The organism is Mesorhizobium sp. B2-4-18, assembly GCF_006441385.1.
In the GTDB taxonomy this organism is placed as follows: domain Bacteria; phylum Pseudomonadota; class Alphaproteobacteria; order Rhizobiales; family Rhizobiaceae; genus Mesorhizobium; species Mesorhizobium australicum.
Map to the genome: position 1 here is coordinate 118,011 of NZ_VFUW01000002.1, position 14,226 is coordinate 132,236.

The 14,226-nt window shown below is 63.1% G+C and carries 13 protein-coding genes; 6 read left to right on the forward strand and 7 right to left on the reverse strand.

Going from position 1 to position 14,226, the window contains the following annotated elements:
• The 6 genes from rnr (at position 1) to rpmG (ending at position 5,705) form a co-directional block, all read left to right on the forward strand.
• On the forward strand, positions 1–2,307 hold the full coding sequence (gene rnr / locus FJ527_RS04090; protein ID WP_140821831.1) for a ribonuclease R: 2,307 nt from the start codon (positions 1–3) through the stop codon (positions 2,305–2,307).
• Complete coding sequence (locus FJ527_RS04095; protein WP_181166275.1) at positions 2,307–2,741, forward strand: DUF983 domain-containing protein; 435 nt, start codon at positions 2,307–2,309, stop codon at positions 2,739–2,741. The genes rnr and FJ527_RS04095 overlap by 1 nt, the downstream gene beginning before the upstream one ends.
• A 73-nt stretch (positions 2,742–2,814) precedes the next feature.
• On the forward strand, positions 2,815–3,555 hold the full coding sequence (locus tag FJ527_RS04100) for an NUDIX hydrolase (RefSeq protein WP_140821835.1): 741 nt from the start codon (positions 2,815–2,817) through the stop codon (positions 3,553–3,555).
• Between the two features lie 77 nt (positions 3,556–3,632).
• A complete protein-coding gene (locus FJ527_RS04105; protein WP_140616205.1) occupies positions 3,633–4,811 on the forward strand; it encodes an MFS transporter in 1,179 nt (392 codons plus the stop codon).
• Positions 4,812–4,924: 113 nt separating this feature from the next.
• Positions 4,925–5,383, forward strand: a complete 459-nt coding sequence (locus FJ527_RS04110) for a hypothetical protein (protein ID WP_140821837.1) — start codon at positions 4,925–4,927, stop codon at positions 5,381–5,383.
• 154 nt (positions 5,384–5,537) lie between these two features.
• The gene (rpmG, locus tag FJ527_RS04115) at positions 5,538–5,705 is read left to right on the forward strand and encodes a 50S ribosomal protein L33 (protein ID WP_006201775.1); all 168 of its coding nucleotides are present in this window, start codon (positions 5,538–5,540) and stop codon (positions 5,703–5,705) included.
• Between the two features lie 207 nt (positions 5,706–5,912).
• On the opposite strand, the gene ugpC is transcribed toward rpmG, so the two are convergent.
• The 7 genes from ugpC to FJ527_RS04150 form a co-directional block, all read right to left on the reverse strand.
• Positions 5,913–6,980, reverse strand: coding sequence for a sn-glycerol-3-phosphate ABC transporter ATP-binding protein UgpC (gene ugpC, locus FJ527_RS04120; protein WP_140821838.1), 1,068 nt, complete (start codon positions 6,978–6,980; stop codon positions 5,913–5,915).
• 4 nt (positions 6,981–6,984) lie between these two features.
• Positions 6,985–7,833, reverse strand: a complete 849-nt coding sequence (locus FJ527_RS04125; protein ID WP_015317628.1) for a carbohydrate ABC transporter permease — start codon at positions 7,831–7,833, stop codon at positions 6,985–6,987.
• Complete coding sequence (locus FJ527_RS04130) at positions 7,833–8,756, reverse strand: sugar ABC transporter permease (protein ID WP_140821840.1); 924 nt, start codon at positions 8,754–8,756, stop codon at positions 7,833–7,835. Before FJ527_RS04130 ends, FJ527_RS04125 begins: the two co-directional genes overlap by 1 nt.
• Before the next feature lie 183 nt (positions 8,757–8,939).
• On the reverse strand, positions 8,940–10,217 hold the full coding sequence (locus FJ527_RS04135; RefSeq protein ID WP_140821842.1) for a sugar ABC transporter substrate-binding protein: 1,278 nt from the start codon (positions 10,215–10,217) through the stop codon (positions 8,940–8,942).
• Positions 10,218–10,246: 29 nt separating this feature from the next.
• Positions 10,247–11,434 (reverse strand): PLP-dependent transferase, encoded by a 1,188-nt coding sequence (locus FJ527_RS04140; RefSeq protein WP_140821844.1) that lies wholly within the window; start codon positions 11,432–11,434, stop codon positions 10,247–10,249.
• Positions 11,431–12,165: a FadR/GntR family transcriptional regulator gene (locus tag FJ527_RS04145; RefSeq protein WP_140661178.1), complete on the reverse strand. Its 735-nt coding sequence runs from the start codon at positions 12,163–12,165 to the stop codon at positions 11,431–11,433. The genes FJ527_RS04140 and FJ527_RS04145 overlap by 4 nt, the downstream gene beginning before the upstream one ends.
• Before the next feature lie 85 nt (positions 12,166–12,250).
• Positions 12,251–13,786: an FAD-dependent monooxygenase gene (locus tag FJ527_RS04150; RefSeq protein WP_181166276.1), complete on the reverse strand. Its 1,536-nt coding sequence runs from the start codon at positions 13,784–13,786 to the stop codon at positions 12,251–12,253.
• Positions 13,787–14,226: the final 440 nt, after the last annotated feature.

Sequence of the window (14,226 nt, forward strand, 5' to 3'; positions counted from 1 at the left end):
GTGGCGCGCAGGATCACCGGAAGAAGTCACGGCGATCCCCGCACCGCCGACACCCGGGCCAAGGTCAAGGACGATTATCGGCCCTCGCGCGACGAAATCCTGCGCTATATCGCCGAAAACCCAGATCGCGCCGGAAAGCGCGACATCGCCAAGGCGTTCGCGCTGCGCGGCGACGACCGCATCTGGCTGAAGGATCTCCTGCGCGACCTGCAGGACGAAGGCGTTCTGACCAAGGAGCGCAAGCGGTTAGCCCGGGTCGGCGCCCTACCCCATGTCGCCGTGCTTGACATCTTTGGCCGCGACGGCGATGGCATCTTGCTGGCGCACCCGGCCGAGGCAGTCGGTCCGGGCGAGCCTCCCGTGGTCTCGATCCGCGTTTCGCGCAGCGGCAACGGTCCCGCGCCAGGCATCGGCGACCGCGTGCTGGCCAAAACCTTCCCGACCGACGATCCGTCAGGGCCTGCCTATACCGGCCGGGTGATCAAGATCTTCGAGAAGCGCACGGACGCTGTCCTCGGCGTCTTTCGCGTGCTTCAGGACGGCAGCTTCCGCATCGAGCCGGTGGAACGGCGCCAGCCCGAGCTGATCGTCGACAAGGAATTCCAGAACGGCGCCAAAAACGGCGATCTTGTCGAAGTCGAGCCAGCGCGAGCCTCCCGCTTTGGGTTGCCCCGCGCCAAGGTGCTGAATGTGCTGGGTTCGCTGACCAGCGAAAAGGCGGTTTCGATGATCGCCATCCACGCGCACGACATTCCCCACATTTTCCCGGCCGACGTCATTGCCGAATCCGAGGCGGTGAAGCCCGCGACGCTTGACCATCGCGAGGACTGGCGCGACCTGCCGCTGGTTACCATCGATCCGGCCGACGCCAAGGACCATGACGACGCGGTCTTCGCCACCCCTGATCTCGACGAGAAGAACCCCGGCGGCGTCATCGCGACGGTCGCCATCGCGGATGTCGCGGCCTATGTCCGCCATGGCACGGCGCTCGACCGCGAAGCGCTGAAGCGCGGCAATTCGGTTTATTTCCCAGATCGCGTCGTGCCGATGCTGCCCGAGCGCATCTCCAACGATCTCTGTTCGCTGCGCGAGGGTCAGGATCGCCCGGCACTCGCGGTGCGCATGACTTTCTCCGCCGAGGGCAGAAAGATCAGGCACTCCTTCCACCGCGTCATGATGAAGTCGGCGGCCAAGCTGGCCTATAGCCAGGCCCAGGCCGCGATCGACGGTGTTCCGGACGACAAGACCGGCCCGATCCTCGACACTGTGCTGAGGCCGCTGTGGGAGGCCTATGCGATCCTCAAGCGCGGCCGCGACGGCCGCCAGCCGCTGGAACTCGACCTGCCGGAGCGCAAGATCCTGCTCAAGCCGGATGGCACGGTCGACCGCGTCATCGTGCCGGAGCGGCTCGACGCCCACAAGTTGATCGAAGAGTTCATGATCCAGGCCAATGTCGCCGCGGCCGAAACGCTGGAAGGCAAGAAGCAGGCGCTGGTCTATCGAGTCCATGACGCGCCGTCGCTGGCCAAGCAGGAATCGCTGCGCGAATTCCTGCAGACGCTTAGCCTGTCATTGGCACGCGGCGCCCAGATGCGGCCCAGCCAGTTCAACGGCATTCTTGAGCGTGTGCGCGGCGCCGACAATGAGGCGCTGGTCAACGAAGTGGTGCTGCGCTCGCAGAGCCAGGCCGAATATTCGCCCAAGAACATCGGCCACTTCGGCCTCAACCTCAGCCGTTACGCCCATTTTACCTCGCCGATCCGCCGCTACGCCGACCTGATCGTGCATCGCGGACTTATTGCCGCGCTCGGTCTCGGCCCCGGCGGGCTGACGCAGGATGAGGAGGCCCGCCTCGAAGATGTTGCGGTGCTGATCTCCGGCACCGAGCGGCGCGCGATGGCTGCCGAGCGCGACACGGTCGACCGGCTGATCTCGGCCTACCTTGCCGAGCGCATCGACGACCGCTTCGACGCCCGCATCTCCGGCGTCACCAAATCAGGACTTTTTGTCCAATTGCCGCAGTATGGCGCCGATGGTTTCATCCCGGTGTCAACTTTGGGCGGCGATTACTATATATACGACGAAACGGCACGCTCCCTGTTCGGAGAACGCTCCGGCAAAGGCTACCAGCTCGCGGACCGCGTCGAGGTCCGGCTCGTCGAGGTGGCGCCAATGGCCGGCGCGATGCGCTTCGAGATGTTGACCGACCCAAAGCCCCTGCCAGGCTCCAGCAGGTCGTTTCACAAGGCTAAGGGCCGCGCCCGTGCGTCGCAAACGCGACCGGGGCCGCGCGGCAGGAGACGATGATGGAACAACAGATTTTTGGCGGCGAACATCACTCTGGCCGGGTTGCCCGCCCATTGTGGACGGCGATGAGGCGGGGCTTCTTGGGCCGCTGCCCCAACTGTGGCGAAGGCAAGCTGTTCCGCGGCTTCACCAAGACTGTCGAAACCTGCAGCGTCTGCGGCGAGGAGATCCATCACCATCGCGCCGACGATCTGCCGGCCTACCTGGTCATCGTCATCGTCGGCCATATCGTTCTCGGTGCCTTCATGGGCGTGGAAGCGACCTCGACGCTCTCCACCTGGCAGCACATTGCCATATGGGTGCCTTTGACCATCCTGCTCTCCATCGCGCTGCTGCAACCGGTCAAGGGTGCCGTCATCGGACTGCAATGGGCGTTCTATATGCACGGGTTCGGTGGCCAAAAGGATGGGACGGAGTCCCACCACGGCGCCTGAGGCGCCGCTGGCGCAACACGCCAATCGGTAAGGCCACTTTCGCATGCAAGAAGTTTCCGCTAGGTCCCTGCGCATGGAAGCATTGACCAAGGCGGATGCCGACAAGCTCGACAAGGGTCTTGCCACGCATGGCGGCGGGCGCCTGCGTCCGCGTGACGCCGCGACGCTCATCCTGCTCGACCGCAAGGGCGACGACGTCCTGGTGTTGATGGGGCGCCGCCACGCCGCACACGCTTTCATGCCAGGCAAGTTCGTGTTCCCCGGCGGCCGAACCGACCCTGCCGACAGCCGCATACCGACAGCGACGGCACTTGACCAGCACGAAGAAGCCAAGCTGACGGCCGGCCCCGGCCGCACCAGCCGCGCCCGCGCCCGCGCCATTGCCTTGTCGGCGGTCCGCGAGACCTACGAGGAAGCCGGCCTGCTGATCGGCCGCAAAGGCGCCTTCGCCACGACCAGGCGCGATTGGCAGGGTTTCGTCGAACATGGCGTGGCACCGTCGCTGGAAGCATTGCGCTTCGTCGCGCGCGCCATCACGCCGCCGAACCGGGTACGCCGCTTCGATACCCGCTTCTTCAGCGCCTGGCGTGGCGATATCGCCGTCGAACTGCCCGATGGCGGCCCGACCAATGAATTGGAGGAACTGGTCTGGCTGCCGCTCGCCAAGGCCAAGCAGGCCGACATACCCGACATCACCCGAATGATCCTGGACGAGCTGGAAAAGCGGCTCGCCGACGATCCGCTGCTGCGTCCGGGCGGACCTGTCCCTTTCTACCGGCTTGTCCGCAACCACTTCACCCGCGAACTTCTCTAAGCAATTCCAGGAACACTGTGCCGCGGTTTTCCCACGGGAATTGCGCAAGATCAAAAAGACAGAGTATTCAGCATCCCATGACGGTCGATACCCAACCACAGGGCGACGAACGCGTACACTGGCTGCCGATGGTGGCGGCGATTTCGTCGATCAGCGTCGTCGGCATCGCCATTGGCCTCGGCATGCCCTTGCTCAGCGTCATCCTGGAAACACGCGGTCATTCGGCCTCGATGATCGGCCTGAACACGGCTGTCGCCGGCCTGGCCTCGATCGCCGGGGCGCCGCTGGCCACGCCGCTCGCCATGCGCTTCGGCGTGGCCTGGACCATGATCGCCATGATTGCCACCGGCGCGCTCGCCTTCGTCGGCTTCCATTTCGCGCCCGATTTCTGGATGTGGTTTCCGCTGCGCGTCGTTCTGCACATCGCGCTGACCGTGCTGTTCATCCTGTCGGAATTCTGGATCAGCACGTCGGCGCCGCCACACCGGCGCGGCCTTGTGCTTGGCATCTATGCCACCGTCCTGTCGCTCGGCTTTGCCGCCGGGCCGTGGCTGTTCGCCCATCTCGGCAGCTCCGGCTTCAGGCCGTTCGGCGTCATCATTGCCCTGGTGACGCTGGCTGCCATACCGGTGCTCGCCGCGCGCAACGAAAGCCCGACCATCGTGGCCGACAGCGAAACCAGCCACTTCCTGCGTTATATCTGGCTGGTGCCGACCGCGACTTTCGCCGTGCTCGTGTTCGGCGCGGTTGAGACAGGCGGCTTCGCGCTGTTCCCGGTCTACGGCAACCGCATCGGTTATTCCGAGGCCGACGCGGCGCTGCTGCTGACCATGATCGGCCTCGGCAATGTGCTGCTGCAGATTCCGATCGGCATGATCAGCGACCGCGTCTCCGACCGGCGTTATCTCTTGCTCGCCTGCGCCACGGTCGGCCTCGTCGGCACGATATTCATGCCGTTCTTTGCCGCGAACTGGCATTTGATGGCCGCGCTACTCTTCGTCTGGGGCGGTGTCGTCGCCGCCATGTACACGATCGGCCTCGCCCATCTCGGCTCGCAGCTCTCCGGCCACGAACTGGCCTCCGCCAACGCCGCTTTCGTGCTGTGCTACGGCGTCGGCATGGTGCTTGGCCCGCAGGCGATCGGCATCGGAATGGACAGTTTCGGGCCCTCCGGATTCGGCTGGTCACTCGGCCTGTTCTTCGGCGCCTACATCGCCCTGGTCTGCTTCAGGCTCGTGCGCAAGCTCCTGCTGTAACACTGCGCCGTCGAGTGCCCTTATCCGCCGCACCGCGGCAGATGCTGACAGAACCGTGTCAGGAGCGTCCGGTTAAAAGAGTGTCCCTGATTCCCGAAGTTGAGGACACTGCCATGATCGACAGCGGCTTTGAGACCACATCACTGCGAATGACGCTTCTGCTGCTTGTAACCTTCCAGGCTCCGGCCCCGGACGTGGACCGGATCATGGATGCGGTGGTTGCGATCGCACCGCTGGCCATGGGCAAATATGACCGCAACGCGTATCAGTCGGCACACGGCATCGAGCGCTACAGGCCGCTTGAAGGGGCTGCCGCCGGCGCCGAGACCGAATTGCGCCACCGCCCGGGCACGGTCGAGGTTTCGTTCGAACTGCCCGACGACCAGACGCTGGCGGCCCGCGTCGTCGAAGCGATTTTCCAGGCGCATTCCTATCAGGAGCCGGTGATCCGCATCCAGCCGATCCTTGCCAGCCGCTCCAAGGGGCTGGACGACCGTGCCAATCCGAATCGCTGGTGGAACACGACGGGAGACTGGAAGAAGGTTGCGGTATCCGAGGCGGAAACCGCCTGATTTATGCATTCTGGGCAGCTTGGGCTGGCCACATCAGGTTGGCCGGGCTTGACTTTCCAGGCACGTTCTTTATGTGTCGCGCCAAGTTTCCCGCGTCCGGGTGTTTTCCCGTGCTCCAGCGGCCAAAACCCCACGAACATAACGGACTGAGATCATGGCCAAAGCCGCAAACATCAAGATCAAGCTTCTGTCGACCGCCGACACCGGTTTCTTCTACGTCACCAGCAAGAACAGCCGTACCAAGACCGACAAGCTGTCGTTCCGCAAGTACGACCCGGTCGCCAAGAAGCACGTCGAATTCAAGGAAACCAAGATCAAGTAATCTGGTTTTTCCTCTGGAATGCCAAACGCCGCCCATCGGGCGGCGTTTTTCGTTTGGTCGGGCGGGCGAAGTCCGTCAGCCCGGCTGAGCGCCTTAGAGCCGGATGATTTCAGGTCGAGTCGACCTGAAATCTAAATCCGTCTCTAAATCAAAGAGATAGAGTATGATGTCGTCCGAAAACCGCTTCACACTTTTCGGCATCATGCTCTAGCCGATGCGGTCGCCGCTCTTCTCGTCGAACAAATGCAGCGATGCCGGATCGGCCGACATGCGCACCATGTCGCCGGGCTTCACGGCCGCGCGCCCCATCGCAAAGACGCAAAGCTGCTGGCCGGCCAGCTTGACGTAGAACTGCGTCGACAGGCCGAGCGGCTCCACCACTCCCACTTCGCCTTGCAGCGTGCCGTCGTCAGCCAGCCGGATATGCTCGGGCCGCAGGCCGACGGTGATGACGTCACCGTCCCTGAGCGGCAGGCCGTCCGGCAGCCGAAGCTTCTGGCCATCGGACAACACGGCGTCCACCTTGCCGCCCTTCTCTACCGTGGCCGGCAGGAAATTCATTCCAGGCGAGCCAATGAAGCCGGCGACGAACATATTGGCCGGCCGGTCATAGAGATCGAGCGGCGCCCCCACCTGCTGGATCAGCCCGTCATGCATGACGACGATGCGGTCGGCCATGGTCATCGCCTCGATCTGGTCGTGGGTGACGTAGACCGAAGTGGTCTTCAACTGCTGGTGCAGCGCCTTGATCTCGGCGCGCATATGAACGCGCAGCTTGGCATCGAGGTTCGACAGCGGCTCGTCGAAGAGAAAAACCTTGGGATCGCGTACGATGGCGCGGCCCATGGCGACGCGCTGGCGCTGGCCACCAGACAATTGCCTGGGCAGGCGTTGCAGGAACGTATCGAGCCCCAGCCGCTTGGCGGCACCATCGACGCGCGCATCGATCGCCGGCTTCTCGGCCTTTCGCAGCATCAGGCTGAAGCCCATGTTCTTCGAGACGTCCATATGCGGATAGAGCGCATAGGACTGGAACACCATGGCGATGTCGCGGTCCTTGGGCGCCACGTCATTGACCAGCCGCTCGCCGATGCGGATCTCGCCGCCCGAGGCTTCCTCGAGCCCGGCGATCATGCGCAACAGCGTGGACTTGCCGCAGCCGGACGGTCCGACCAGCACGACGAACTCGCCATCGGCGATTTCGAGATCGACCGCGTGGAGGACGCGCACGGCGCCATAATCCTTGCGGACCTTTTCGAGCGTGACAGAGGCCATCGGTCTATCCTTTGACGGCGCCGGCGGTCAGGCCGGTGACGAGATAGCGTTGCAGGAAAGCGAAGAAGATGCAGACCGGGATCAGCGCCAGGATCGACGCCGCCATCATCTGTCCCCAGTCGACGGCGAACTTGCCGATGAAGGTGAGCAGGCCGACGGCGAAGGTCTTCTGGTCGTCGCTGGAAATCAGCATCAGCGCGAACAGCAGCTCGCTCCAGGCGGCGGTAAAGACGAAGCCCAGCGTCGCGCCCATGCCGGGCAGCGTCAGCGGCACGATCACCTTGCGCATCGCCTGCGCGCGCGTGCAGCCGTCGATCATCGCCGCCTCCTCCAGGTCCTTGGGGATGCCGTCGAAGAAGGACTGCATCAGGAAGGTGGCGAAGGCGGTGTTGAAGGCGGTGTAGATGATGATCAACCCGGTCAGGCTGTTGATCAGGCCGATCTGCCCCATCACGCGGTAGATAGGCGGAATGACCATCACCAGCGGAAAGGTCTGGGTCAGCAGCAACATGAGAGCCAGTGCGGCCTTGCCGCGAAAGGTGAAACGCGACATGGCGTAACCGGCAAGCGTGGCGATGACGGTGACCAGAGCCGCTGTCGACACCGAGACGATGACGCTGTTGAGGAAATAGCGCGGAAAATCGGTGGCTTCGAGCACGGTCACGAAATTCTGCAATGTCATGTGCGACGGCCAGAAGGTGATGCCTTCGGAATAGAGCAGCCGCTCCGGCGTGACCGAGATCTTCAGCGTCCAGTAGATCGGGAACAGAGCGAAGACGACGTAGGCGGCGATCGCGGCGTAAAGGCCGATGCCACCGAAGAAGCGCTGTGAAGCTGAGCGTCCGGCAATCATCAGACGTGCCTCACCAGCGAGCGGCGGATGGCGATGAGCACGATCGCGTAGGCGATGAGCAGCACCAGCAGCAGCACGGCCACAGCCGAGGCATAGCCTTTGTCCAGCGACTTGAAGGCGCTGACATAGATGTAGACCGGCACCGTGTTGGTCGAGCCGGCCGGTCCGCCCTCGGTCATGACGAAGATCAGGTCGGCGAAAGTGGCGATCCAGATGGTGCGCAACATCACCGTGATGGCGATGGTCGGGGCCAGGAAAGGCAGCGTCACCTTGGTGAAACGTTGCCACGGCGAAGCGCCGTCGATCGCCGCCGCTTCATGCAGTTCCGAGGGTATAGACTTCAGCGCCGCCAGCAGCGTTATGGCGAAGAACGGAATGCCGAACCAGACATTGGCGATGATCGGCCCCCACATGGCGGTGGAGGGATCGGACAGGACGTTGGTCGGTTCGGCTTTCAGCCCCAAGGCGAACAGCCAGTGCGGCAGCGGACCGACGATCGGATTGAACAGCCAGGCCCAAGTCAGGCCCGACAGGAAGGAGGGCACCGCCCAGGGCAGGAAGACCAGCGCCTGCACCGCCTTGCGGCCTGGGAAAGGCCTGTCGAGCAGCAGCGCCAGGCCAAGGCCGAGGAAGAACTGGAAGAACAGGCTGGCCACCGTCCACCACAACGTGTTGATCAGCGCCTGGCCCAGCACCTGGTCCGACAGCATCGCCTGATACTGCCCGAGCCCGACATACTCGGACTTGAAGGCCGAAAATTTGCGGAAGGAATAGCTGATGCCGATGACCAGCGGCACGAGCAGCACCACGACCAGCAGGATGATCGCCGGGCTGAGGTAGAGCCAAGGCTCGACCGTCGCGTAGGAGAGCCGCTTTTTTCGCGGCGCCGCTTCGGACGGAATTTCGGATACGGCATAGGTCATTTGGCTGAGAAATGGCTCCCTGGAGCGGCGGGATGGACAATGAGCGTCCTTCTTCCCGTTCACGGGGAGAAGATGCCGGCAGGCAGATGAGGGGCGGCGCCAGCTTTTCAGAACTTGGCGCAGCCCCTCATCCGGCCCTATCGGGCCACCTTCTCCCCGTGAACGGGGAGAAGGGAAGAAAAGCTACTTCTTGTTCTTCGCCAGCCAGTCCTGCTGTTCCTTGGTCAGGAAGGCGGCCCACTGGTCGGCGACCTCCTTGGCCGTCTTCTGGCCGAGCAGCACTTCCTGGAAGTTCTTGATCGCGACCTGGTCGACGAAATTGCCGAGGTTTTCCAGATGCGTCGGCGGCGTCACCATTTCATATTTTGAGCTGTCGCTGAGTTCCGTGAACCAGCCCTTGAACTGCTCGGTCTTGAAATGGGGATCCTGGTCGGCACCGTTGTGGATCGGCACGACGCCGACTTCCTTGGCCCATTCCAGATTGTCCTTCGGCGACAGAAGCGTCGCCATCAAATTCCAGGCATCATCCTTGTGCTGCGAGTTGGCGAACATCGCCCAGCCGGCATAGCCGAGCGTCGGATAGGACTTTCCGCTTGGTCCGACCGGCAGCGGCGCCACGGCGAAGTCGTCGGCGCTCATCTTGTCGGCGATGCCGAGAAGCGCGTCCGGATCCTGATTGAGCATGGCGCAAGTGCCGGAGTAGAAACCGGTGACGGTTTCGTTGAAGCCCCAGCTTACGGAATCCTTCGGCGCGAGACCATTCTTGTACATGTCGGCCAGCATCTGCAGGCCCTTGACCGAGCCTTCTTCATTGATGGTCGAGGTGCCGTCCTCGTTGAAATAGCCGCCCTTGCCCTGAGCGATGTTCATGAACATGTGCATGCCGTTGAAGGCGCCCGGCCCGCCGCGCAGGCAGTAGCCGTATTTTCCGGGAATGGCCGAGATCTTCTTGGAATCGGCGACAAACTCGTCGAGCGTCGCTGGCGGGCCGTCAAGACCAGCCTCCTTGAACAGCTTCTTGTTCCAAAACAGCGCGTTCACATAGTAGCCATAGGGGATCATGAACTGGGTGTTGTTGACCGTCGAGCCGAACTGTTTGGCGCGGTCGCCGAGCGTCTTGGCGTCGTCCCACTTGGCCATATAGGGGCCGAGATCCTCGAGCTGGTCATTGTTGGCGTAAAGCCCCATCCAGCGTTCCGGCATCTCGACCACATCGGGCGTGTCACCGGCCTGCACCATGGTCAGGAATTTCTCGAAAGCCTGGCCCCAGGGCAGCGAGACCAGTTCGACCTTGACGCCTGGATTGGCCGCCTCGAACTCGGCGATCTGCTTCTTGAGGAATTCGGTGCGTGGCGGGCTGGTGATCACCTCGACCATTTTCAGGGTTGAATCGGCGAGCGCGCCACCGGCGGAAATCGCCAGCCCCGCGACGGTGGCAAGCATGACGGTCAGTTTTTTCATGTTCAAGACTCCCATTTTGAACCCGCTTGTTATTTTCTGGCTTTTTCGAGGGCCTGGGCGACATCCGCCCAGAGATCCTCGACACTTTCCAATCCGACATTGAAGCGGATGGTTCGGGGGCTGACGCCGAAGCGCGCCATCGAATTCAGTCCTGGCGTCTGCTCCAGCGACGCCTTGGCCGGTACGACCAGGCTCTCATGCCCACCCCAGCTGACGCCGATGCGGAAATATTTCAGCGCGTCGACGAAGGCGGGAATGTCGATGTCCTCGGTAACCTCGAACGAGAACAACCCGCCATAGCCGGCAAGCGTCGCCTTGCCCGGATGGTTCGAATAGGCCGGATGGTTGACCCGCTCGACATCGCCATGCGCCTTCAGCCGCTCGGCGATGGCAAGCCCGCTCTTCATATGGTGCGGCAGGCGCAGCGGCAGCGTGCGCAGGCCGCGCAGCAAAAGCCAGGCCTCGAACGGCGACAGCTTGCCGCCGAGATAGGAATAGGTCTGCTCGTTGATATGCTTGATATGCGCTGCCGAACCAGCCACCACGCCGGCAACGGTGTCGCTGTGGCCGCCAAGATATTTCGAGGCCGAGTGCAGCACGAGGTCGACGCCATGCGAGATCGGCTTCTGGAACACTGGCGTCGCCCAGGAATTGTCGATCGTGGTGACGATACCCTGCTCTTTGGCCAGCCGGGTCAGATGCGGCAGGTCCTGGAGTTCGAACACCATCGAGGTCGGGCTTTCCAGATAGAGCAGCTTGGCGCCGGGAAGCGCCGCCACAACAGCATCCGGGTCGGAGCCATCGACATAGTCGACCTTGATGTTGAGCCGCGGCAGGAGCCGCTCGAACAGCCGGTAGGCATCGCCATAGCAGTTGCGTACAGCAACAATGCGCTCGCCCGCCCCGACGAAGGCAAGCACGGTGGCGCTGATCGCCGCCATGCCGCTGGAGAAGCCGCGTGCGGCTTCTGCACCCTCGAGCGCGGCGACACGAGCCTCGAACTCCATGACCGTCGGATTGTCGCCGCGGGAATAGATCGGCTGCTTTCGTTTGCCGGCAAATGTATCGGCCATTTCCGCATAATTGGCGAAAGTGAACAACGAGGTCTGGTAGATCGGCGGCACGACGGCGCCGCCGGGAAACGGTTCGTCATGCGCCAAAAGCGTCGCCGCCTCGGCGAGATAATCGTGGTCGAAACCGTCTGGATGCCCGTTCATTTCAGGTCCGAAAGTTTGAGTTTGGCCGCACCGCGCTTGAGGTCGTCCTCGACGGTGGCGATGAGCTTGAGCGCCTCGTCGCGGGCGCCCTGCGGATCCCGCGCGGCGATACGTTCGTAGATGGTGCGGTGATAGGGAAAGCTGGCATGGCCGAAATCGCGCACACCGAGCGGATGCTCCCAGAAGCGATGGAACAGTTCGTGCATGGCCGCGATGATCTGTTCGAACAGTGGATTGCCGGAGACCCGGTAGATCGCCTGGTGGAATTCCCAGTCCTCTTCCGACGACATGCCATCAAGGGTGCGAAACGCCTGCTCCATGATATCGAGCTTGCCCTCGATCTCGGCAATGTCGGCCGGGCTTGCCCGCTCGGCGCACAGTGCCGCTGCTTCCGCCTCCAGCGCGCGGCGTATTTCCAGCGTCTGCATCAGGCTGGTGAAGTCATTGCCGCCCGCCAGCGTCAGCGGCAAATGCAGCATGTCGGGCGAGACGGCGGCCTTGAGAAAAGTGCCGCTGCCTTGCCGGCGTTCGACCAGGCCCAATCCTTCCCACCGCGTCAGCGCCTCGCGCACCGTGTTGCGGCTGACCTTGAGCCGTTCGGCTAGAATGCGCTCGGTCGGCAGTCGCTCGCCAGGCCGCAAGGCCTCGGCGCGGACGAAGCCCACCAATGCCTTCAGCACGGCGTCGTCACGCGCCGTCGTCTGGATGGGTGGCAGGCTGTTCTGGTCCACATTTCCTCCAAGTGGTCCAATGGTCCAACCAATTTCTGCACGGATGGAGCCTCCTGTCAATTGCTTGTCAGGAGACAGCTGGCCATCAGCCTGTGGAAGATGACGCGCTGCGTTCGGAGGGGCGCCCGGCTCCGGCATCCGGTCCGAACCATCTGGTCTGCGCATCGGCCAATCCCTGTCCATCCTCAACGCCAACCCAGGCCACGTATCCATCGGGCCGGATCAAGACCGCGTCGGGTGCGGCGACCGTTCCGAGTACGGGAAGCTCCCAGGCACCGGCATACGATGCGTCGATCTGCCGGATCCGGTCGGCCCAAGGCGCAATGTCCAGCCTGCCTGGCTCACCGAAATTGAGGAGCAGCGGCCGCGCGTCGTGGAGCAACGTGAACAGTCGCAACGGCCCATCAGCGGTGGAGAGATCGAGGTCGGGTATTCGTCGCCCAAGCAGCGCGTGCCCCTCCCCGAGATCGTAGTGGACACCCAGGCCAGACATCTCCGCGGCGATCCGTTTGCGTGGCCCATCCATGGCGAGCAGTTCGGCGAATGTGTCGCTCAAGGCCTTGGTGCGAGCATCCATCCGGCGAAGCGCGACCTGCGCCATCGCGTTGCGCAGCACGCGGGCGGCGACCGGATAGCGTTCGGCATGGTAGCTGTCGAGCAGGCCTTCCAGTGACATCCGCTTGACCACCTGGGCCAGCTTCCACCCCAGGTTCACCGCGTCCTGCACGCCGATATTGAGGCCCTGTCCGCCCATTGGGGGATGGATATGCGCGGCGTCACCGGCCAGCAGAACACGTCTGTCGCGGTAAGCGGCAGCCTGCCGCGTCATGTCGGTGAACCGGGAAATCCAGGTCGGACTGTGGACCCCGTAATCGGTGCCGTAGACACCGACAAGCGCGTCGCTGAGATCGCGCAGTGTCGGTTCGCCACCAATGGTTAGTTGTCGCTCGGTCAGCACGATACCCACCCGGCCGTCTTCCTCAATCTTGCCGATCGCATGGATACCATGGGCGTCACTGCGAAAGCCCAATGCTGGTTCCTCCGCCGTCTCCACCTCGGCGATTATCCAGCTCATCGTCGGATCCCATCCATCGAACGCAATCCCCGCGGCCTTGCGGATCATGCTGCGTCCTCCGTCGCAGCCGACGAGATACTGCGTCCGCAACCGCTGGCCGCCAGACAGATCGATGTCGACGCCACCATTATCCTGTGCGAAGCCCGTGACGTCCTGCCGGCGATAGATCGGCACGCCGAACTCGCTGATCCAGTCGGCCAATATCCGCTCGATATGGTTTTGCCGCAACGCCAGCAGATAGTTGTGCCGCGTGGGAAAGTCGCTGATGTCCAATCGGATCATGTGGAAGCCCACCGACGGCGATGTCTGTCCCTGCGAGAGGAACCGGTCGGCAATTCCGCGCTGGTCGAGCACCTCGATGGTGCGTGCGTGCAGGCCGCCCGCGCGCAAACCGATGAGTTCCTGGTTTGGCCGCCGCTCGACAATGGCCACATCGACGCCCGCCAATGCGAGTTCGCCGGCCAGCATCAACCCGGTCGGACCACCTCCGGCGATCACCACGGCATGATCCCGACGCACTCGGTCTCCTGGCAACAATTCCGGCATTTCGCCACTCCCGTTTCCGTTAACCTGGGTCGTGGTTCTACGGGAACAGCCGGGTCTTGCCGCAAGCCCCTTGCACGCCATATGTATGAAATGGAGGGGCTGGCTCCTCTTCTTCCCCTTATGCATATGGCGGCGAAAAGTCGCGGTGTTGCCAAGCAATAGCACGCGAGGGTGCAACCGAAGCCGTTACAGTCCAGAAAAGCGGGACCTGCCGCAAAAAAGCCCCGGTTCTTCCGGGGCTTGACGCAGATTCCTGATATCATATCGGGCAAAGGGGGCCGGTCGGCGTTTGGCAGCGGTACGAGGAGGCCACTATGTGCCAGCGCCGGCCGGCCGACCCCACGGACCCAGGAGATGCGGCGGACCTGAGCATCATGGGGTATTCGAGGATCGAGCCGGCTGTCTACCTCGTGCCGGCTTCGTCTTGGCCTTCACATTTG

What these genes read in the sequence shown, in the direction of transcription:
- FJ527_RS04130 (WP_140821840.1), bottom strand. Translation starts at nt 8,756, where the DNA reads ATGACCTATGCCGTATCCGAAATTCCGTCCGAAGCGGCGCCGCGAAAA.
- FJ527_RS04140 (WP_140821844.1), bottom strand. Translation starts at nt 11,434, where the DNA reads ATGAACGGGCATCCAGACGGTTTCGACCACGATTATCTCGCCGAGGCG.
- FJ527_RS04110 (WP_140821837.1), top strand. Translation starts at nt 4,925, where the DNA reads ATGATCGACAGCGGCTTTGAGACCACATCACTGCGAATGACGCTTCTG.
- rpmG (WP_006201775.1), top strand. Translation starts at nt 5,538, where the DNA reads ATGGCCAAAGCCGCAAACATCAAGATCAAGCTTCTGTCGACCGCCGAC.
- FJ527_RS04125 (WP_015317628.1), bottom strand. Translation starts at nt 7,833, where the DNA reads ATGATTGCCGGACGCTCAGCTTCACAGCGCTTCTTCGGTGGCATCGGC.
- FJ527_RS04150 (WP_181166276.1), bottom strand. Translation starts at nt 13,786, where the DNA reads ATGCCGGAATTGTTGCCAGGAGACCGAGTGCGTCGGGATCATGCCGTG.
- FJ527_RS04135 (WP_140821842.1), bottom strand. Translation starts at nt 10,217, where the DNA reads ATGAAAAAACTGACCGTCATGCTTGCCACCGTCGCGGGGCTGGCGATT.
- FJ527_RS04100 (WP_140821835.1), top strand. Translation starts at nt 2,815, where the DNA reads ATGGAAGCATTGACCAAGGCGGATGCCGACAAGCTCGACAAGGGTCTT.
- ugpC (WP_140821838.1), bottom strand. Translation starts at nt 6,980, where the DNA reads ATGGCCTCTGTCACGCTCGAAAAGGTCCGCAAGGATTATGGCGCCGTG.
- FJ527_RS04105 (WP_140616205.1), top strand. Translation starts at nt 3,633, where the DNA reads ATGACGGTCGATACCCAACCACAGGGCGACGAACGCGTACACTGGCTG.
- FJ527_RS04095 (WP_181166275.1), top strand. Translation starts at nt 2,307, where the DNA reads ATGGAACAACAGATTTTTGGCGGCGAACATCACTCTGGCCGGGTTGCC.